This window comes from Ruegeria sp. YTSC325 (assembly GCF_059609525.1).
Map to the genome: position 1 here is coordinate 43597 of NZ_JBXWLY010000003.1, position 18509 is coordinate 62105.

The 18509-nt window shown below is 59.8% G+C and carries 19 protein-coding genes; 13 read left to right on the plus strand and 6 right to left on the minus strand.

The features are described 5' to 3' along the window. Positions 1-91 precede the first annotated feature (91 nt). From AC2FF7_RS05410 to AC2FF7_RS05420, 3 genes are read left to right on the plus strand one after another with little or no spacing between them, the layout of a single operon-like run. Entirely contained in the window at positions 92-1558 is a 1467-nt protein-coding gene (locus AC2FF7_RS05410) for a leucyl aminopeptidase (RefSeq protein ID WP_480865695.1), read from the plus strand. 4 nt (positions 1559-1562) lie between these two features. After that, the gene (locus AC2FF7_RS05415; RefSeq protein ID WP_170354391.1) at positions 1563-2021 is read left to right on the plus strand and encodes a DNA polymerase III subunit chi; all 459 of its coding nucleotides are present in this window, start codon (positions 1563-1565) and stop codon (positions 2019-2021) included. 32 nt (positions 2022-2053) lie between these two features. Then, entirely contained in the window at positions 2054-3100 is a 1047-nt protein-coding gene (locus AC2FF7_RS05420; protein WP_496905325.1) for an aldo/keto reductase, read from the plus strand. 93 nt (positions 3101-3193) lie between these two features. Here AC2FF7_RS05420 and AC2FF7_RS05425 read toward each other — a convergent pair whose 3' ends face one another. Then, positions 3194-4180 carry a GlxA family transcriptional regulator gene (locus AC2FF7_RS05425; RefSeq protein WP_353390162.1) on the minus strand — a complete coding sequence of 329 codons (987 nt, stop codon included), beginning with the start codon at positions 4178-4180 and terminating at the stop codon, positions 3194-3196. Between the two features lie 131 nt (positions 4181-4311). Here AC2FF7_RS05425 and bcoG point away from each other — a divergent pair, with 131 nt between their 5' ends. Genes bcoG through AC2FF7_RS05440 form a run of 3 tightly spaced genes read left to right on the plus strand, consistent with a single transcriptional unit; the run spans position 4312 to position 7513 of the window. After that, entirely contained in the window at positions 4312-5226 is a 915-nt protein-coding gene (bcoG, locus tag AC2FF7_RS05430) for a 3-dehydrocarnitine:acetyl-CoA trimethylamine transferase BcoG (RefSeq protein WP_170752771.1), read from the plus strand. Between the two features lie 47 nt (positions 5227-5273). Further along, entirely contained in the window at positions 5274-6755 is a 1482-nt protein-coding gene (locus AC2FF7_RS05435) for a carnitine 3-dehydrogenase (protein ID WP_496849070.1), read from the plus strand. Further along, positions 6752-7513, plus strand: coding sequence for an SDR family oxidoreductase (locus tag AC2FF7_RS05440; protein ID WP_496905326.1), 762 nt, complete (start codon positions 6752-6754; stop codon positions 7511-7513). The genes AC2FF7_RS05435 and AC2FF7_RS05440 overlap by 4 nt, the downstream gene beginning before the upstream one ends. On the opposite strand, the gene AC2FF7_RS05445 is transcribed toward AC2FF7_RS05440, so the two are convergent. Next, positions 7510-7692 carry a hypothetical protein gene (locus AC2FF7_RS05445; RefSeq protein ID WP_209194450.1) on the minus strand — a complete coding sequence of 61 codons (183 nt, stop codon included), beginning with the start codon at positions 7690-7692 and terminating at the stop codon, positions 7510-7512. The genes AC2FF7_RS05440 and AC2FF7_RS05445 overlap by 4 nt on opposite strands. Positions 7693-7763: 71 nt before the next feature. Further along, the gene (locus AC2FF7_RS05450) at positions 7764-8624 is read right to left on the minus strand and encodes a helix-turn-helix domain-containing protein (protein ID WP_480865691.1); all 861 of its coding nucleotides are present in this window, start codon (positions 8622-8624) and stop codon (positions 7764-7766) included. Between the two features lie 106 nt (positions 8625-8730). On the opposite strand from AC2FF7_RS05450, the gene AC2FF7_RS05455 reads away from it, so the two are divergent. Genes AC2FF7_RS05455 through AC2FF7_RS05465 form a run of 3 tightly spaced genes read left to right on the plus strand, consistent with a single transcriptional unit; the run spans position 8731 to position 10729 of the window. After that, positions 8731-8934, plus strand: coding sequence for a DUF2061 domain-containing protein (locus tag AC2FF7_RS05455; protein ID WP_480865690.1), 204 nt, complete (start codon positions 8731-8733; stop codon positions 8932-8934). Next, entirely contained in the window at positions 8927-9805 is an 879-nt protein-coding gene (locus tag AC2FF7_RS05460) for a fatty acid desaturase (protein WP_480865689.1), read from the plus strand. The genes AC2FF7_RS05455 and AC2FF7_RS05460 overlap by 8 nt, the downstream gene beginning before the upstream one ends. Positions 9806-9826: 21 nt before the next feature. Beyond that, a complete protein-coding gene (locus AC2FF7_RS05465; RefSeq protein ID WP_480865688.1) occupies positions 9827-10729 on the plus strand; it encodes an EamA family transporter in 903 nt (300 codons plus the stop codon). Here AC2FF7_RS05465 and AC2FF7_RS05470 read toward each other — a convergent pair. From AC2FF7_RS05470 to AC2FF7_RS05480, 3 genes are all read right to left on the minus strand, one after another. Further along, complete coding sequence (locus AC2FF7_RS05470; RefSeq protein WP_496905327.1) at positions 10726-12129, minus strand: DEAD/DEAH box helicase; 1404 nt, start codon at positions 12127-12129, stop codon at positions 10726-10728. The two genes, AC2FF7_RS05465 and AC2FF7_RS05470, sit on opposite strands and share 4 nt — an antisense overlap. Positions 12130-12313: 184 nt before the next feature. Beyond that, positions 12314-13252 (minus strand): glycosyltransferase family 2 protein, encoded by a 939-nt coding sequence (locus AC2FF7_RS05475; protein WP_496905328.1) that lies wholly within the window; start codon positions 13250-13252, stop codon positions 12314-12316. Positions 13253-13270: 18 nt separating this feature from the next. Next, complete coding sequence (locus AC2FF7_RS05480) at positions 13271-14875, minus strand: peptide chain release factor 3 (RefSeq protein WP_480865685.1); 1605 nt, start codon at positions 14873-14875, stop codon at positions 13271-13273. Positions 14876-14984: 109 nt separating this feature from the next. Here AC2FF7_RS05480 and AC2FF7_RS05485 point away from each other — a divergent pair, with 109 nt between their 5' ends. From AC2FF7_RS05485 to AC2FF7_RS05500, 4 genes are all read left to right on the plus strand, one after another. Next, a complete protein-coding gene (locus tag AC2FF7_RS05485) occupies positions 14985-15347 on the plus strand; it encodes a SnoaL-like domain-containing protein (RefSeq protein ID WP_480865684.1) in 363 nt (120 codons plus the stop codon). 70 nt (positions 15348-15417) lie between these two features. Beyond that, on the plus strand, positions 15418-16197 hold the full coding sequence (locus AC2FF7_RS05490; RefSeq protein WP_480865683.1) for an SDR family oxidoreductase: 780 nt from the start codon (positions 15418-15420) through the stop codon (positions 16195-16197). 3 nt (positions 16198-16200) lie between these two features. Continuing rightward, positions 16201-17310 carry a YhaZ family DNA alkylation repair protein gene (locus AC2FF7_RS05495; RefSeq protein ID WP_496905329.1) on the plus strand — a complete coding sequence of 370 codons (1110 nt, stop codon included), beginning with the start codon at positions 16201-16203 and terminating at the stop codon, positions 17308-17310. A gap of 87 nt (positions 17311-17397) precedes the next feature. Next, positions 17398-18456 (plus strand): methyltransferase domain-containing protein, encoded by a 1059-nt coding sequence (locus AC2FF7_RS05500; RefSeq protein ID WP_480865681.1) that lies wholly within the window; start codon positions 17398-17400, stop codon positions 18454-18456. The last annotated feature ends 53 nt before the right edge of the window (positions 18457-18509 follow it).

Sequence of the window (18509 nt, forward strand, 5' to 3'; positions counted from 1 at the left end):
GTACTGCAATTGAAGTGCGGGGAAAACTGCTATCTGGTCAAGTTGATCGGGGCGGGCTAGGTCTTGGGTCACAGATTTTCAGGAGTTCCCAATGAGCAGTCTAATCCCGATCCAGTTTCAGGCTTTTGACGTTGGCATGATGGCACAAGCCGAGGGCCGAGTCGCGATCATCATTTCTGACGAGGGCAAGATGGGTCCTGCCGCGCGCCGGGCCAATCGCCTGACTCGTGGTGCTGTCGCGCGGCTGGTCGAAAGCGAACAGTTCGAAAAGGTGAAATCGGGCGAGGTGATCTCGTTGGCATGGCCCGGTGGCATGGCGGCCGAGGCGCTGGATATTCTGATCCTGCCGCGCCGCCCGGATGCGGCCGAGGCCCGCAAGGCTGGTGTCGCGCTTGCGAAACTGGCCGGTGGCAAGGCGCTGTTGGTGATGGCGGCCAACCAGACCCGCTCCGAGGATCTGGCCATGGGTATCGCTCTGCGCAGTTATGAGTTCGACGCGCACAAAACCAAAGACTCTGATCCAGCCGCGACGGTCACTATTGCGCATCAGAAATCTGACGAGGTCGAAGCCGCCTTTGCGCCGCTCTATGCTATTGCCGACGGCGTGCGTATGACGCGTGATCTGACGAATGAGCCCGCCAATATCCTGACAACAACAGAATTCGCTGACCGCTTGGCCGAGATGAAGGATCTGGGCCTTGAGGTTGAGGTTCTGGAAGAAGACAAACTGGAAGAGCTGGGAATGCGCACATTGCTGAGCGTCGGTCAGGGCTCGGTCAGCCCGTCGAAGGTTGTGGTGATGCAATGGAACGGTGGCGACAAGGGCGATGCCCCGCTGGCGCTGGTCGGCAAGGGCGTTGTGTTCGATACCGGCGGGATTTCGTTGAAGCCTGCGGGTGGCATGGAAGACATGACCATGGATATGGGCGGCGCGGGCGTCGTCGCAGGCACCATGCGCGCGCTGGCCAAGCGCAAGGCCAAGGCCAATGTGGTCGGGCTGGTGGGGCTGGTCGAGAATATGCCCTCGGGCAATGCCACGCGTCCCGGCGATGTGGTCACGTCGATGAAGGGCGATACGGTCGAGATCATCAACACAGATGCCGAGGGTCGTTTGGTTCTGTGCGACGTGATGTGGTACGCGCAGGAGCGGTTCAGCCCTGTGGGCATGGTTGATCTGGCGACCCTGACCGGAGCGATCATCATTGGTCTGGGGCATGAGAATGCGGGCGTCTTCTCGAACAATGACACCTTCTGCGAGGCCTTCCTGAAATCGGCCAAAGCCGAGGACGAAGGCGCGTGGCGGATGCCCTTGGGCGCGGCATATGACAAGCAGCTGAAGTCTCGCATCGCTGATATGAAGAACGTAGGCGGGCGGCCTGCGGGCTCGATCACCGCTGCGCAGTTCCTGCAGCGTTTCGTGAAAGAGGAAACGCCGTGGATTCACCTGGATATTGCCGGTGTTGCTTCGGTGGCTTCCGAGACGTCCTATGCTCCGAAGGGTGCGACTGGCTGGGGCGTGCGCGCGTTGAGCCGTTTTGTGCAGGACAATTTCGAGTAATCGGATGGGTGCTGTCTATTTCTACCACCTGACCCGGCAGCCGCTGGAATACACGCTGCCGGTTTTGCTGGACAAAGCCCGGCAGGCCGGGTGGAAGATTGTCGTGCGGGGAACAGATCCCGCACGGATGGACTGGCTGGATGAAAAACTGTGGCTGGGGCCGGATGACGGGTTCCTGCCGCATGGGCTTGCCGGTGGGCCGCACGATGCGGCGCAGCCCATTTTGCTGACGACCGGACCGGATGTGTCCAATGACCCGGCCTGCGTAATGGCGGTGGACGGTGCGCAGGTAGGGCCGGACGAAGTGAACGCTCTGGAACGGGTCTGTATCCTGTTCGACGGCAATGACGAACAGGCCGTTCAGCATGCGCGCGGGCAGTGGAAGGCCCTGACCGGCGCGGGGTGTTCAGCGCAATACTGGTCCGAAGAAGCGGGCCGTTGGGAAAAGAAAGCCGAGGCTTAAGCCTTGTGCGCTAGTTTTCAGGAGATCGATACATGGAAATGAAGCCCTTGGGCCGAACAGGTGTTATGGTGACCGACCTGTGCCTCGGAACAATGACTTTTGGATCGCAGACATCCGAGGCGGACGCTCATCGCCAGATGGATATGGCTCTGGAAGCTGGGATCAATTTTGTCGATGCGGCCGAAATGTATCCGGTCAACCCCATCGCCAAGGAAACCATCGGACGCACCGAAGAATACCTTGGCAACTGGAACGCAGCCAATGCTGCGCGTCGTGAGAGTTATGTTCTGGCGACCAAGCATTCGGGCGCCGGCATGGTCCATGTCCGAAACGGCGCGCCGATCACCGGTCAGACGATCCCCGAAGCCATCGAGAATTCTCTGCGACGATTGCAGACCGATTACATCGACCTCTACCAATTCCACTGGCCGAACCGGGGCAGCTATATGTTCCGCCAGAACTGGAACTACGCTCCGTCCGGCAAGAACACGGCCGATGTGTTGGACAATATGTCGGAATGCCTCGAGGCGCTGCAGGCGCAAGTTGATAAGGGCAATATTCGCGCTTTTGGTCTGTCGAACGAAAGTGCATGGGGCACAGCACAGTGGCTGCGTCTGGCCGAGGCAGGCGGCGGGCCGCGGGTGGCATCGGTTCAGAACGAGTATTCATTACTGTGTCGGAATTTCGACACTGACATGGCCGAATTGAGCGCGCATGAAGACGTTGGATTGATGGCGTTTTCGCCTCTGGCGGCAGGGTTCCTGACGGGCAAGTATCAAGAGGGCGCAGTTCCCGAGGGCTCGCGCATGTCCTTAGTGCCCGATATGGGCGGTCGACACCGTGATCGGGTTTTTACGGCGGTGAGCGCTTATCTGGACATCGCCGAGAGACATGGATTGGACCCGGTGCATATGGCATTGGCCTGGTGCCGCACGCGCCCATTTGTGATTACAGCCATATTCGGGGCAACAACAGTCGAGCAACTTGCCCATATTCTTGACGGGAAAGAGTTGAAACTTTCCAAAGAAGTGATGCGCGAGATTGGCGATGCGCATCGGGCACATCCCATGCCGTTCTAAAATCTTTCCAGAGGTGGATAGGGGGCTCTGCCCCCGCCGCCCGTTCCGGGCGACTCCCCCGAGATATTTTTGGCCAGATGAAGGGGGATCCGGTCAGTGATGGGTGGGGTGCGCGCGCTCTTGCCTGAGATCGCGGGCAGAAAGGCCGTGAGCGGTGCGAAAGGCGCGGGCAAAGCTGGATTGTGATCCAAAGCCAGTGGCCAGCGCCACATCCATCAACGACATGTCTGTGTCGGTGACCAGACGGCGGGCCTCGGCCAGGCGCAGTTGCAGGTAGTGGTCCTGCGGTGTGGTGTTCAGGCGCAGGCGGAATTGTTGCTGCAGGGTGCGGGGGCTAGTGCCTAGTGTTTCGGCGATATTGGCCAGCGGCAGCGGGTCATCCAGCGCAGATTGCATCAGGCTATTTGCCTTGGCCGTAAGGGCCGTGTGGCGGTGTGGCGCACCGGTACGGCTTTGCGGTTTTGCGGGGTCTGGCGCGCCGTCATAAAGGAACAGACCAGACACGCGCGCGGCAAAGCCTGCGCCGTGGCGCGCGGCGATGATGTGCAGCATCATTTCGACCGCCGGGATCGCGCCGCCTGAGGTTAGGCGGTTTTGAGAGACGGTGAAGCGGTCCGGGCGCACGTCGACCTCGGGGAAACGGGCTGCGAAATTGTCCAAGTCTTCCCAATGGGTTGTAGCGGCGTGGCCGTCCAGAAGGCCAGCTTCGGCCAGTAGCCAGGGGCCTCCGTCGATGCCGGCCATTGTGGCGCCAGTGTTTGCGACCCGGCGGAGACCAGCCAGCAGGCTGGGGGTGGCGTGGCGTGCCAGTTGGAACCCGGCAACCACAATCATCAGGTCGCAGCCTTGCAGGCGGGCCAGAGGGATGCCCGGCACGGTCAGGGCGCTGGTCAGCATCGCGGGCTGGGCCGTGGCGGTGACATAATCCCAGTCGAAGGCGGGGCGATCGGCCAGACGATTGGCTGCGCGCATGGGGTCTACAGCGGATGCAAAGCTGAGCGTATTGCAGTCGTCCAGCACCAGCACCGCCGTTTTCAGGGCGCGATGTTCGGGTTGCAGTATGTTTTTTGCGGATTTCATCAAGTTCGATTCGCATTCTGCCAAGTGTTTCCCCAAGGCTGCGTCAGAGTCGCGGGCAACGCAAATCGATTGCCGGGGAGAAGTCTGGGGAAAACTCAGGGCAAAACCGGGTATAAGCTGGGGAGAACGCCATGCCTTTGGAAATGAACCGCGAGGTCTTTATCACCTGTGCCGTGACCGGCTCGGGCGGGACGCAGGATCGCAGCCCGCATGTGCCGCGCTCGCCGCAGCAGATTGCCGACAGCGCGATTGCGGCGGCTAAGGCCGGGGCGGCGGTGGTACATTGCCACGTGCGCGACCCCGAGACCGGCGCGCCCAGCCGTCGGCTGGACCTTTATCGCGAGGTGACAGACCGGATTCGCGACGCGGATGTCGATGTGGTGCTGAACCTGACCGCCGGGATGGGCGGGGATATCGTGTTCGGTGGCGTCGAGAGCCCGTTTCCGGTGGCTGAGGGCACCGACATGATCGGTGCGTCAGAGCGCGTGGCGCATATCGCGGAGTGCCTGCCCGAGATATGTACGCTGGACTGCGGCACCATGAACTTTGCCGAGGCGGACTATGTCATGACCAACACCCCCGGCGCGCTGCGGGCGATGGGGCAGATGATGACGGATATGGGTGTGAAGCCCGAGATTGAAGCCTTTGACACCGGTCATCTGTGGTTCGCCAAACAGTTGGTGAAAGAGGGAATTCTGGAGCCGAACGCTCTGGTTCAGCTGTGTATGGGGGTGCCGTGGGGCGCACCGGATGATCTGAACACTTTTATGGCGATGGTGAACAATGTGCCTGATGACTGGACGTTCAGTGCGTTTTCCTTGGGGCGGAACCAGATGGCTTATGTGGCGGCTACTGTGCTTGCGGGCGGCAACGTGCGTGTGGGGTTGGAAGACAATCTGTGGCTGGACAAGGGTGTTCTGGCTGAGAACTGGCAGTTGGTCGAGCGTGCAGGGACCATCATTGAAAATATGGGCGCTAAGGTCATTGGGCCTGCTGAGGTACGCAAGAAGCTCGGTTTGACCAAGCGCGCGCCGGTGGCGAAGTAAGCGTGATTGGGGGCCAGCCCCCAAACCCCCGAGGTATTTTTAGCCAGATGAAGAGGCGGATCGACTTGAAAACAGCGGCAATCATTGGTGGTGGTGTGATCGGCGGCGGATGGGCCGCGCGGTTTTTACTGAACGGGTGGGATGTTCGGGTTTTTGACCCTGATCCTGAGGCTGAGCGCAAGATTGGGGAGGTTCTGGACAATGCGCGGCGTTCTTTGCCAGGGCTGAGTGATGTTCCGTTGCCACCCGAGGGTTCTCTGAGTTTTCATGAAGATATGGTTGAGGCCGTGCAGGGCGCGGAGTGGATTCAGGAAAGTGTGCCCGAGCGGTTGGACCTTAAGTTGAAGGTTTACAAGGGGTTGCAGGAGGCGTGTGATCCGGGCGCGATCATCGGCTCGTCGACCAGCGGGTTCAAGCCTTCGGAACTGCAGGAGGGCGCGCTGCGGCCTGAACAGATTGTGGTGACGCATCCGTTCAACCCGGTGTACCTGCTACCGCTGATCGAACTGGTGCCGACGGACAAGAACCCGTCCGACATGGTCGAGCGCGCGCAGGGGCTGTTGAAATCCGTGGGGTTCTTCCCGCTGCACATCAAGAAAGAGATCGACGCCCATATCGCCGACCGGTTCCTTGAGGCCGTCTGGCGCGAGGCGCTGTGGCTGGTCAGGGACGGCATCGCCACCACCGAAGAGGTGGATGAGGCGATCCGTATGGGGTTCGGCATCCGCTGGGCGCAGATGGGCCTGTTCGAGACCTACCGCGTGGCGGGGGGCGAGGCCGGGATGCGGCACTTTATGGCGCAGTTCGGACCAGCGTTGAAATGGCCCTGGACCAAGCTGATGGACGTGCCCGAGTTCACTGATGAACTGGTCGATATGATCGCCGATCAGTCGGATGCGCAATCGGGGATGCATTCGATCCGCGAACTGGAGCGGATTCGCGACAACAACCTCGTGGGGATGATGCGCGCGCTCAAGGCGCAAGATTACGGGGCAGGGGCTGTGCTGAACCAGCATGACGCGATGCTGAAACCCGGTGCGCTGCCGACGATGGAGGAGGCCGATCTGAGCCAACCGATCCTGACCTTGTCGCGCGCGGTGCCGCTGGATTGGACGGACTATAACGGCCACATGAATGAGGCGCGCTATCTGGAGGCCTTCGCCGCTGCCACCGACCGGTTCATGGAGATCATCGGTTGTGATGCGGACTATATCGCGTCGGGTGGCAGCTATTTCACGGCTGAAAACCACATCCGCTATGTGGATGAGGCCCATGCAGGCGCAAAGATACAGGTGCGCACGCAGATGCTGTTGGGGCAGGGTAAGAAGCTGCACGTTTTCCACAGCATGTACGAGGGCGACAAGCTGCTGGCCACGGGTGAAAGCTTTCTGCTGCATGTCAGTCTAGATACCCGCCGTCCAAGTGCTCCGTCAGCGGAGATCGAGGCGGCCATGGCCCGTATTGCCGAGGCGCAGGCCGGGTTGCCTTATCCCGAGGGCGCGGGGGCGGCGATCCGTAAACCTGCATGAGCGCGCGGGTTCTGATCACGGCCGGGGCCTCGGGCGTTGGTCGGGCCATGGCAGAGGCTTTCGACGCCGTTGGCGCGCAGGTCTGGGTGGTCGATCTGGATGCAGAGGCGTTAGGTGCTTGCCCGAGCCATTGGAAACGGTCGCAGGTGGATGTGGCGGATGAGCCCTCGGTTGCTGCCCTATTCGCCGAGATTGCGGCGCATTGGGGCGGGCTGGATACGCTGTGTGCCAATGCCGGGATCGCCGGGCCGACGGCGCTGGTCGAGGATGTGGCGCTGGAAGACTGGCGTGCCTGTCTGGCGGTCAACCTCGAGGGGGCGTTTTTATGCGCGAAATACGCGGCACCTATCCTCAAGCGTCAGGGCAGTGGGGCGATTATCATCACCTCGTCTACGGCCGGGCAATACGGATATCCCAATCGCGCGCCCTATGCGGCGGCGAAATGGGGTGTCATCGGGCTGGCCAAAACACTGGCGATGGAGCTTGGCCCCCACGGCGTGCGTTGCAACACGATCTGCCCCGGCGCGGTCGAAGGCCCCCGGATGGAGGGCGTTCTGGCCCGCGAGGCCAACGCCAAAGGCATGACCCGCGACCAGATATATAACGGCTATGCCACAGGTACCTCGATGGGGCGGTTTGTCGAGGGGCGCGACATTGCCGATATGGCCGTGTTTCTGGCGTCAGACGCGGCGCGGCTGGTATCTGGGCAAGTGATCGCGGTGGACGGGCATACCGTCAACCCCGACCCCAAAATTTAGCCCTGATTGGGACCGCGAATCTGGCGGATGGTCTGGCGGACCGCCTGCCAATCCTGCGCCTGTTGTATATTCCCGGCGGCCTCGCATTCGCGCATCTTCTGCGCGGCTTCAGCCTCGGCTCTGTCTCCGTGGGCGGAGTATAAGGCCCGTGCGTATTGGGCGGTTTGCATTGCGTCCATTCCTGTGCTCCTCCGTTCATAATCGGAATGCGAAAGGGTTCGCGCCCAGCGACGTTAGCACAGGATTGAGTTTAACGCATACTGTCACGTAATGCGCGCAGATGGCCGGGAAAATCCCGCGCGGTGACGTCGGCCTCGCGGACCAGAGTGTCAAAATGCCGGGTGAACGTTTCGATCCGGTCGCGGTCGCGGAACGCCATATAGTGGCTGCCCGCATAGAAAACGCAGAGCAAGGGGCCAAAGATCGTGACTGGTGCCGAATAAAGCCTTTTTGCATCAAACAGATAGATGCGCAGGCGGGGATAGAGTTGGTCGCACAGAGCAAGTAGATGGTCGATCTGATCCTGACGTGTTTGCAGATCCAGCCCTCGGTAGTACCCGGATGCGCTTGCGAAGCTTTCGATTTCAAACAAGGGCATGGCTATTTCGTAGTCCGATTGCGCCCGGCGCATCCAGGTCAACCGGTCTTCAGATGCGCCAATGGCCTGATCTGCCGTCCGCCCCAGATGTGGTGCATACTCCCATTCCAGAACGGCGCGAGTCTTTAACATATCCGGCAAAGTCGCTGGAACGTAACGGATTTTATATCCGGCGGCCTCTTGGTGCCATTCGAAAATCCGCTCATCCACCAACGCGCGGGCGGCCTCGGTCACAGTTAGCGCACCCGCCAAAAGTTCGGCCGCGCTTTCGGGTCTGTCCGATAGCGACAAGAGCCAATCCGCCGAAACCCCCAGCGCTGACGCGCAGCCACCCACCACATGGGCGTTTGGCAACCGGGCTCCATCGCCGGTCAACAGTTGAGACACGGTCGAGCGGTCAACGCCGATGTTCCGTGCCAGAGCACTTTGGCTAACGTGCCGCTCCTCCATCGCGCGGGCAAGGCGGAGGCGGAATTGTGCGGCACGGTCTCGTTTGTCGATATTTTCGGACATGTGTTTGGTTTTATCACAAATGATGAATTTTGTTAATCACATTCAGAATGTTCACCATCTGCGTGATCCGTAATTCTTAAGCCATAACAAAAATATGGGTGACGGAATGGAGACACGACGCAGATCAGTCGTGAAGGCCGTATTGTGGAATGCGGTGGGCCTTGTCGTGATGACCGTTGTGGGGTTGGTCGCAACCGGATCAGCCGCGATCGGGGGCGGTTTGGCATTGGCCAACACGGCCATCGGCCTGACGCTCTACGTGATTTACGAGCGTATATGGGCAGGTATCTCATGGGGCCGCAATGTCTGAGCGTGCAGGGCCTGAATGGGGCACCTTCGCCCTGATCCTTGGGTGCTATGGGGCGTGGTTGGTGATGCTTTTTTATTTGCCGCTTTGGGCCGCCGTGCCATTGGTGGGCGTCGTGGCGGCACTGCATTCTTCGCTGACGCATGAAGCGATCCACGGCCACCCCTTTCGGAAAAAGGCGTTGAATGAGGCGTTGATGGCGTTGCCGTTGACACTGTTCATTCCGTACCGCCGGTTCCGCGACCAGCATCTGGCGCATCATCGTGACGCGACGCTGACCGACCCCTATGACGACCCGGAATCTAACTATCTGGATCCACAGGTCTGGGCAGGTCTGCGCGGTTGGCAGAAACGCTTGCTGGCAGTGAACAATACGTTACTAGGGCGCATCGTTTTGGGTCCGGCCATTGGTCAATTTGTGTTCATGCGAAATGAGTTACGCTGCGTTTTCAAGTCTGAAATCCTGCGTGCCTGGGTATTCCATCTATGCGGTGTTTTGGTGGTGCTGTGGATTGTGTCGCTGTCGCCCATGCCAATCTGGGCCTATGTTCTGGCTGCCTATCTGGGGCTAGGCTTGGTGAAGATCCGAACCTTTCTTGAGCACCGCGCCCATGATCGGGCTTCGGCTCGTACGGTGATCATCGAAGATCGGGGGCCCTTGGCATTTCTCTTTCTTCACAACAACCTGCACGTGGTTCATCACATGAATCCAGCGGCGCCGTGGTACCGATTGCCCGCCCTTTATCGCGCAGGGCAAGACACGTACTTGGCGCGGAACGAGGCTTATGTCTATCGCTCTTACGCGCAGGTGTTTCGAGCCCATTTCCTAAGGGCCAAAGACCCAGTGCCCCATCCGCTCTGGCCAAAGGGGTAAATTGCGGCCACAAGGGGCGGTATGAGCCTCTGGATACCCGTCACCATCGCCGCCGCTTCGTTTCAGACCGTGCGGTTTATGCTGCAAAAATCACTGAGCAGCGTGAAATTGTCCGCCGCAGGTGCGACCTTTGCCAGATTTGCCTATTCGATGCCGTTGGCCGTTCTGGCGCTTTGGGTCGCGCTGCGGCTCAGCGAGCTGTCTTTGCCTTCGATGCCACCGATGTTCTGGCTGTTCGCGACCATTGGCGGCACAACGCAGATCTTGGCAACCATCTGTGTGGTCGCCTTGTTCAAGCAGCGCAACTTCGCGGTCGGAATCACCTTCAAGAAAACCGAGGTGATCCAGACCGCTATCGTCGGTTTCCTCGTTCTAGGTGATCAGATTTCAGCCGGAGCGCTAGTCGCCATTCTGATGGGCCTGACTGCAGTTCTGCTGCTGTCGAAAAACCCCGGAGGCGACGGCGCGTGGTGGAAACACCTGACCAATCGCGCGTCACGGCTGGGGCTGGGGTCGGGGATTCTGTTCGCCATTTCCTCGGTCAGCTACCGGGGCGCATCACTACAGCTTGGCGAGATCGACGCATGGTTCCGCGCTTTGGTGACACTGGCCGTTGTTGTGACATTCCAATTCGTCAGCATGGGGCTGTGGCTGCTTTGGCGCGACCGCGCAGAACTGCGCGCGGTGTGGGAGACGCGGCGCACCGGCATCTTCGTGGGCCTCACCAGCCTGAGCGGGTCGTTTTGCTGGTTCTTCGCCTTCACATTGCAGAATGCGGCTTATGTGAAGGCGCTGGGGCAAGTCGAACTGATCCTCAGCCTGTTTGCCTCGATCCTGTTCTTCCGCGAAACCATCACTCGGCGCGAGATCGCCGGTATGGCATTGCTGGGGGCTTCAATCCTGGCACTTGTGTTGACGATTTAAGAGGCGTCCGCCTCGGCCAGCGCCGTTACGCCTGCGCGGCGTTCGTCAAAGCTCAGCGCGATGAAGCTGGGCAGGTGATCACCCATGCCAACAACCGCCGGACCTGAATCATTGCGGCGGCCCCGGCCACGCGGTTCTTTGTCCTTTTTGCGGTCCGAGTCCTTCTTGCGCTCGGGCTTTTTGTCGGCCTTTGCCTCGTCGGTCGGCTTGGCCTTCTTCTCGCGTTTGGGCTTTTCGTCCTTGGGCTCTTCCTTGACCGGATTGTCCAGCCGGGGAATGTCCTTCTGGATCAGCTTCTCAATTGCGTCCAGCGCCTTTTCATCGCGGCCCGAGCAGATTGTGATCGCCTTGCCCTCGCGCCCCGCGCGACCTGTACGACCGATGCGGTGCACGTAATCCTCGGCATGGCCGGGGACGTCAAAGTTGAACACATGGCTAACAGAAGGGATATCCAGCCCTCGCGCCGCCACGTCCGAGGCCACCAGCAGGCGCAGTGACCCGTCGCGGAATCCGTCCAGGGTTTTCATGCGCTGCGACTGATCCAGATCGCCGTGAATGGCGGCGGCGTTATAGCCGTATTTCTTCAGCGATTTCGCGCAGATATCCACATCCGTCTTGCGGTTGCAGAAAATGATCGCGTTGGTGCAGCCTTCACCCTCGGCGTCGATCAGCGCGCGCAGAACCTTGCGCTTGGCGCTGGCCTCGCGGTCGCGGCGGCCACCTTTGAACATGACCACGCCTTGTTCGATCGTCTCGGAAGCGGTGGCCTGACGGGCAACCTCGATCCGGGCAGGAGCGGACAGGAACGTGTCGGTGATGCGCTCAATCTCGGACGCCATGGTGGCCGAGAAGAACAGCGTCTGACGGGTGAAAGGTGTCAGTGAGAAGATGCGCTCGATATCGGGGATGAACCCCATATCCAGCATCCGGTCGGCCTCGTCCACCACCATGATCTGAACACCGGTCAGCAGCAGCTTACCACGCTCGAAATGATCCAGCAGACGACCCGGCGTGGCGATCAGCACGTCGACTCCTCGATCAATCAGCGCCTCTTGTTCCTTGAAGCTGACGCCGCCGATCAACAGTGCTTTGGTCAGTTTCAGGTGCTTGGTGTAGGTGTCGAAGTTCTCAGCCACCTGCGCGGCCAGTTCCCGCGTCGGGCACAGCACCAGCGAGCGCGGCATCCGCGCGCGTGCGCGGCCACGGGCCAGCAGGGTGATCATCGGCAGCGTGAAGCTAGCAGTTTTGCCGGTGCCGGTCTGGGCGATGCCCAGCACATCCTTGCCCTCAAGCGCAGGTGGAATCGCTCCGGCCTGAATCGGGGTGGGGGTTTCGTATCCGGCTTCCTCAATGGCTTTGAGGACCTTCGGGTTCAGGTTCAGTTCGTTAAACTTTGTCATGTATGTCCGGTTTTTGCGGACACTAGACCTGGCCCGCGCGTATGAATGTGTGCCGGGCCCGGATGGCCATGCGCATCCCGCGCATTTCGGCTGAGGCGGGACATAACAAAAACGTTGGGCAGGGTCAAATGAAGAGGGTTTCAGACCCCTGTGCTCCGATACTGTGCAGATTTAATGCAACAATTCAGATGCTTCCAGGGAAGTGTTTCGCAAGCTTCCGGTCCAGATCCAGTGGCCGATGCCGGATCAACCCGTGTTGTTCAAGCCGTGCCCGCACGTCGGGCTGCGCGCCGCTGATCTCATCGAAAAACGCGCGCAAGCCGTCGATACCGTCCTCGCTTTCGATCCAGCTGAGCAGTTCGTTCATGTTCATCCCACCCTCATCCCGCGGGACATTTGGCGTCATTCCGGGTTTGTATGACCCACGCTCAAGTCGGAACCGGTAATGCGCCAGCCAGTGATCCCAATCCGGGGCGTGCCGGTGGCAGAGCGCAGCCTCGGCAAGTTCCGCTTTGCAGATCAGGCGTTCTCCATGCTGGAACAGCCCGTGAATGCGAAAGTTGATGCTCGGCAAACCGGTGCGGGCAAAAACCTTGCCTTGCAGGTGACTGAGAAACCCGCCCTTCACGAAAGAGCCATAGTTGGGATAAAGCGCTTGCACCGTCGCGGCGCGATCGGGCCCCGAGCGAATATACACTTTGTACAGGTCCTTGGCTTCGGCCACCGCCTCTTCCGGGCGGACACGGACAAAGGGGGTGTCCGGTGCTACCCCGGCCAGCAGATCGGCCACCGGGCGGTCGGGCCACAGAAACTCGTCCAGATCGATATGCAGCAACCAGTCTTCGCTAGCCTTTCGATAAGTGAAAGAGGCATTGGCCGTCTGGCGCACCTGATGCTTGTCGGGGCGCACCCGCTGACGATTGGCCCAGAACCCGTCGTCGCAATTGCGAACCTCAACCTTTGGATGCCGATTCAAGGCATTGAACGCCTTGGGGCAGGGCTCGTCCAGATAGACATGCATCCGATCAACCCCAATGTCGAGGTGATAGGCTACAAAGCGCAGAATGTCCGGGGCCGTCCCCCGGACCGTCGAGACGATACCCCAGGTCGGTTTAGCGCCCATGCGCGGCCCTTTGGCCGGTCACGTCATCATTTCCTTGGTGGCCGTTAGAGTCAGGTCAGGATAGTCCCGCACCACCCGGTCGATATCCCATTGCAGACGTGTCAAGTAGACGATGTCGCCGTCATGATCATGTGCGATGTGCTGTTTGTTGGCGTTGACGAACTTGTCCACCGCCAGCTTTTCACCGCTGACCCAGCGGGCCGAGGTGAACTGAGACGCCTCAAACCGTACAGGCAGGCCGTATTCCATCTCGATCCGGCTGGCGAGCACTTCGAATTGCAGTGCGCCGACGACGCCGACGATAAAGCCCGACCCGATCGAGGGTTTGAACACCTTGGCCGCGCCTTCTTCGGCGAATTGCATGAGGGCTTTCTCGAGATGTTTGGCCTTCATCGGGTCGCCAGGACGGACGGTTTGCAGCAGTTCTGGCGCGAAGGACGGGATGCCGGTGACGCGGATTGCTTCGCCCTCGGTCAGCGTGTCGCCGATGCGCAGCTGGCCGTGGTTAGGGATGCCGATGATGTCACCGGCCCAGGCTTCCTCGGCCAGTTCACGGTCGGATGCCAGAAACAGCACTGGGTTTGAGATTGCCATGGGCTTCTTGGACCGCACATGGGTCAGCTTCATGCCGCGCTTGAAATGGCCCGAGGCCATCCGCACAAAGGCCACGCGGTCGCGGTGCTTGGGGTCCATATTGGCCTGCACCTTGAACACAAAACCGGCCACTTTCTTTTCATCCGGTGCGATCTGGCGCGGTTCAGCCGACTGAACCTGCGGCTGCGGGCCATAGGCACCAATGCCTTCCATCAGTTCTTTAACTCCGAACGAATTGATCGCCGAGCCGAACCAGATCGGGGTCATATGCCCCTCCAAAACGGCTTGCGGGTCCAGCGCGGGCAGCAGCTCGCGCGCCATCTCGACCTCTTCTAGCAGTTTTTCCAGCAGGTGTTCTGGCACGTGTTCAGCCAGTTTCGGGTCATCCAGACCGTCGATCTGAATACTCTCGGCCACTTTGTTGCGGTCGGCGCGGTCCATCAGCTCCAGCCGGTCGCGCAGCATGTCATAGCAGCCGATGAAATCGCGGCCCACGCCAATCGGCCACGCGGCGGGCGTGACGTCGATTGCCAGCATTTCCTGAATTTCGTCGATGATCTCGAAAGTATCGCGGCTTTCGCGGTCCATCTTGTTACAGAAGGTCAGGATCGGCAGATCGCGCAGGCGGCAAACCTCGAACAGCTTCTGCGTCTGGCTTTCCACACCTTTTGCACCGTCGATCACCATCACGGCGGCGTCCACAGCCGTCAGCGTGCGATAGGTGTCTTCAGAGAAATCGCTGTGACCGGGCGTGTCCACCAGATTGAACCGGAAGGTGCCATAATCAAACGACATGGCCGAGGCGGAAACCGAGATACCGCGATCCTTCTCCATCTGCATGAAGTCCGAGCGCGTGCGCCGCGCTTCGCCCTTGGCGCGTACCTGACCAGCCATCTGGATGGCGCCCCCGTACAACAGGAACTTTTCCGTCAGCGTCGTCTTACCCGCATCGGGGTGCGAGATGATCGCAAAGGTCCGGCGACGGGCGATTTCGGGCGGCAGGGTGGGTTGGTTCGAGGTATCAAGCATGACCGCGCGTATAGGCGGGGAAACCCGCCGAGGCAAGACAAAGGGGGTGGTTCGAATCGAGCACCTATGGCAATAAGAACATATAGAGAACAAATAATGGAGAGTATCAATGAATTTGAACGAAATTGCCGCCGAACTGGTCGCAGGCTGCCGCGAGGACCGCGCCAAGGAAAATCTTGAAAAGCTTTATGCCGAGGATGCCGTCTCGGTCGAGGCGCAGGATTTCATGGATATGGGTCGCGAAACCCATGGCCGGGATGCAATCCGCGGCAAGCATGAATGGTGGGAAGGCGCGCATGAGGTCTCGGGCGCATCGGTGAGTGATCCGATGCCACATGGTGAGGACCGCTTTGCCGTGATCTTTGAAGTGCAGGGCAAGGTGAAGGAAACTGGCGAAGCCTTTGATATGAAAGAAGTTGGTGTCTATCACGTCGCAAATGGCAAGATAGTGCGGGAAGAGTTCTTTTACTGATCTCTAACGACTGGTTTTCCCCATCTGGCCAGTGCTAGACATGTGGGCAACAACAGATGGGGAGGATCACATGGATCTGGGTATCAAAGGAAAACGCGCGCTGGTCTGTGCCAGCAGCAAGGGTTTGGGTCTGGGCTGTGCCGAAGCTTTGGCCGAGGCCGGTGTCAATCTGGTCATGAACGCCCGCGGAGCCGAGGCGCTTGAGGCGGAGGCCGCGCTTTTGCGGTCCGAGTACGGCATTGATGTGCAGACGGTGGCCTGCGATGTGACCTCGACCGAGGGGCAGGCGCAGGTGATCGAAGCCGCGCAGGGTGTTGATATCCTTGTGACAAACGCCGGTGGTCCGCCTCCGGGCATGTGGTCGGATTGGGAACGTGAAGATTTCATCAAGGCCATCGACGCCAACATGCTGACGCCGATTGCTTTCATGAAGGCGCTGCTGCCGGGAATGATGGACAAGGGTTGGGGTCGTGTGGTGAATATCACCTCGCAATCGGTGCGCGCACCGATCGCTGTGCTGGGGCTGTCGAACGCGGCGCGGACTGGGTTGACCGGCTACGTCGCGGGAACCGCGCGGCAGGTAGCCCCGCAAGGGGTGACAATCAACAATCTGCTGCCGGGTATCCACGCCACCGACCGCGCGGAGTCCTTAGATAGTGCAGTTTCGCTGCAGAAAAACATCTCGATGGAAGACGCCCGTGCCGAACGTGCCGCCACAATCCCGGCGCGCCGCTATGGCACACGGCAGGAATTCGGGGCCGCCTGCGCCTTTCTGTGTTCGCAACATGCGGGCTTTATCGTGGGCCAGAACTTCCTCTTGGACGGCGGCGGAACTAACTTGACGATGTAGGCGATGGCGCAAAACTTTTCACTGAAAGACCAGCTGTTTAATGCAGAAAAGACCCGCTATCTGGCGGGGCTTTTTTCGGCAGCCGACCCCGCTTTCGAGGCAGAGGCGTTCGAGGTTCAGGTCATGTCCCGCCTGCTGGATCTGGAATTGAAAGAGCGCATGGCGTGGATAGCCGACTGCCTGCAACAGGCTTTCCCTGGCGCGCTGCCGGACATTGCGCCCACGCTGCTGCGCGCGCTGCCGCCGCCACTGGACCCGTCAAAGAAAGATGATGATTTCGGTGATTTCATCTTTGCACCCTTGGGCGATTGGGTAGTGGCCGCTGGCCTCGATCATCCCGATCTGGCCTTAGATGTACTTGAGGAGCTGACGCAGAGGTTTTCGATGGAATGGGCCATTCGCGCGTTCCTGAACGCTCATCAGGAAACGGTGTTGGAACGGATGCAGGCATGGTGTGCCCATGACAGCTACCACGTGCGCCGTCTGGTCAGCGAAGGCACCCGCCCACGTTTGCCATGGGGGCAGGCGGTGGGGTTGGAACTGACCGACCCGCTGCCTTTGCTAGATCGGTTACACAGTGATCCGACGCGATACGTGACGCGCTCGGTCGCGAACCATCTAAACGACATCACCAAGAAAGACCCCGATCTGGTGCTGGACCGTCTGCAGCAATGGCGCGAGGGCGGGCAGGACGCAGATGAGTTGCGCTGGATGACCAGCCACACCCTGCGTGGATTGGTGAAATCGGGACATCCCGGCGCGATGAAGATGCTGGGCTATGATCCTGACGCCGCAATCTCGGCTGACATTCAGGTGCAAGGAGATGCCCGGATCGGGGGTGTGCTGAATTTCGATGTGGTGCTCTGTGGTGCCGGAGACCAGCCCGTTCTAGTGGATTATATCATTCACTTTCAACGCCCTGGCGGTAAAACCTCAGCCAAGGTGCACAAGTTGAAACAGACCGCGCTGCGGGATGGTGCGCTGACGCTAAGCAAGACCCACAAGCTCAAGGGCAATGCGACCACGTTCAAACTGGTGCCCGGACCACACCGGCTGGAGGTTCAGGTGAACGGGCAGGTGCGCGCTGCCGTGGATTTCGATCTGCTCGGGTAACGCTTTTGTAAAATCGCACATGTGCGGATTGCGCCACGGCCCTTGCTGCATTAGCTGATCCCCTACCAGACACAAGGGATACCTTCGATGAAGCATGAATCGGTGCAGAACTATTACGGTGACGTCCTTCAAAGTAGCGCGGATTTGCAGACCAATGCCTGCTGCACGCCCGATGACATGCCGGATCATGTAAAGAAAATTCTCTCAAAAATTCATGATGATGTGCTGACGCGTTACTATGGCTGCGGTCTAATTGCACCGCTGGATCTGGAAGGGATGAGCATCCTTGATCTGGGCTGTGGTGCCGGGCGCGACGTCTATGCGCTGTCGGCGATGGTCGGCGAAAATGGCCGCGTGGTCGGCGTGGACATGACGCCCGAACAGTTGGATGTGGCCCGCGCTCATCAAGAATACCACGCGCAGGCGTTCGGCCATGGTGCGTCAAATGTGGAATTCCACCACGGCTATATCGAAAAGCTGGACGAGCTGGACCTTGAGCCCGGTTCCTTCGACATCATCGTTTCGAACTGCGTGATCAATCTGGCCACCGATAAAGAGGCCGTTCTGCGCGGCGCGCACCGTCTGCTGAAAGATGGCGGCGAGATGTATTTCTCGGACGTCTATGCTGACCGCCGCATCCCCGCCGCCATGGCCGAGGATGAGATTTTGTATGGGGAGTGCCTGTCGGGCGCGCTCTATTGGAATGATTTCCTGTCGATCTCGCGCAAGGCCGGGTTTGCCGATCCGCGCCGAGTGACACATCGCCCGCTGACCATCGAAAACCCGGTGCTGGAAGAGCGGGTTGCGCCCTTGAGATTCCTGTCGGCCACGTATCGTCTGTTCAAACTTCCCGAGCTGGAACCAGCTTGCGAGGATTACGGCCAAGCGGTGATTTACAAAGGCACGATCCCCCACGCGCCGCATCTGTTCGAGCTGGACGACCATCACGCGATCGAGGCGGGCAAGGTCTTTCCGGTGTGTGGCAACACCTGGATGATGCTGAAAGACACGCGATTTGCGCGCCATTTCGAGTTTGTTGGCGATTTCTCAACCCATTACGGCATTTTCGAAGGCTGCGGTGGCGAAAGTCCGTTCGAAGCTACTGGTACAAACACTGGTGAGGCCGCCTCGGGCGGTTGCTGCTGATCGCTTGCGCCTGACGGGCGGGGTTGCTATCCCCGCCTAAGCCCGATGGAAAT

Excerpts from the sequence above, each read along its gene's own strand:
- AC2FF7_RS05450 (WP_480865691.1), bottom strand. The coding sequence starts at position 8,624 with ATGTCCGAAAATATCGACAAACGAGACCGTGCCGCACAATTCCGCCTC.
- AC2FF7_RS05410 (WP_480865695.1), top strand. The coding sequence starts at position 92 with ATGAGCAGTCTAATCCCGATCCAGTTTCAGGCTTTTGACGTTGGCATG.
- AC2FF7_RS05490 (WP_480865683.1), top strand. The coding sequence starts at position 15,418 with ATGGATCTGGGTATCAAAGGAAAACGCGCGCTGGTCTGTGCCAGCAGC.
- AC2FF7_RS05415 (WP_170354391.1), top strand. The coding sequence starts at position 1,563 with ATGGGTGCTGTCTATTTCTACCACCTGACCCGGCAGCCGCTGGAATAC.
- bcoG (WP_170752771.1), top strand. The coding sequence starts at position 4,312 with ATGCCTTTGGAAATGAACCGCGAGGTCTTTATCACCTGTGCCGTGACC.
- AC2FF7_RS05485 (WP_480865684.1), top strand. The coding sequence starts at position 14,985 with ATGAATTTGAACGAAATTGCCGCCGAACTGGTCGCAGGCTGCCGCGAG.
- AC2FF7_RS05465 (WP_480865688.1), top strand. The coding sequence starts at position 9,827 with ATGAGCCTCTGGATACCCGTCACCATCGCCGCCGCTTCGTTTCAGACC.
- AC2FF7_RS05440 (WP_496905326.1), top strand. The coding sequence starts at position 6,752 with ATGAGCGCGCGGGTTCTGATCACGGCCGGGGCCTCGGGCGTTGGTCGG.
- AC2FF7_RS05470 (WP_496905327.1), bottom strand. The coding sequence starts at position 12,129 with ATGACAAAGTTTAACGAACTGAACCTGAACCCGAAGGTCCTCAAAGCC.
- AC2FF7_RS05425 (WP_353390162.1), bottom strand. The coding sequence starts at position 4,180 with ATGAAATCCGCAAAAAACATACTGCAACCCGAACATCGCGCCCTGAAA.
- AC2FF7_RS05455 (WP_480865690.1), top strand. The coding sequence starts at position 8,731 with ATGGAGACACGACGCAGATCAGTCGTGAAGGCCGTATTGTGGAATGCG.
- AC2FF7_RS05435 (WP_496849070.1), top strand. The coding sequence starts at position 5,274 with ATGAAGAGGCGGATCGACTTGAAAACAGCGGCAATCATTGGTGGTGGT.
- AC2FF7_RS05480 (WP_480865685.1), bottom strand. The coding sequence starts at position 14,875 with ATGCTTGATACCTCGAACCAACCCACCCTGCCGCCCGAAATCGCCCGT.
- AC2FF7_RS05475 (WP_496905328.1), bottom strand. The coding sequence starts at position 13,252 with ATGGGCGCTAAACCGACCTGGGGTATCGTCTCGACGGTCCGGGGGACG.
- AC2FF7_RS05500 (WP_480865681.1), top strand. The coding sequence starts at position 17,398 with ATGAAGCATGAATCGGTGCAGAACTATTACGGTGACGTCCTTCAAAGT.
- AC2FF7_RS05460 (WP_480865689.1), top strand. The coding sequence starts at position 8,927 with ATGTCTGAGCGTGCAGGGCCTGAATGGGGCACCTTCGCCCTGATCCTT.
- AC2FF7_RS05445 (WP_209194450.1), bottom strand. The coding sequence starts at position 7,692 with ATGGACGCAATGCAAACCGCCCAATACGCACGGGCCTTATACTCCGCC.
- AC2FF7_RS05420 (WP_496905325.1), top strand. The coding sequence starts at position 2,054 with ATGGAAATGAAGCCCTTGGGCCGAACAGGTGTTATGGTGACCGACCTG.
- AC2FF7_RS05495 (WP_496905329.1), top strand. The coding sequence starts at position 16,201 with ATGGCGCAAAACTTTTCACTGAAAGACCAGCTGTTTAATGCAGAAAAG.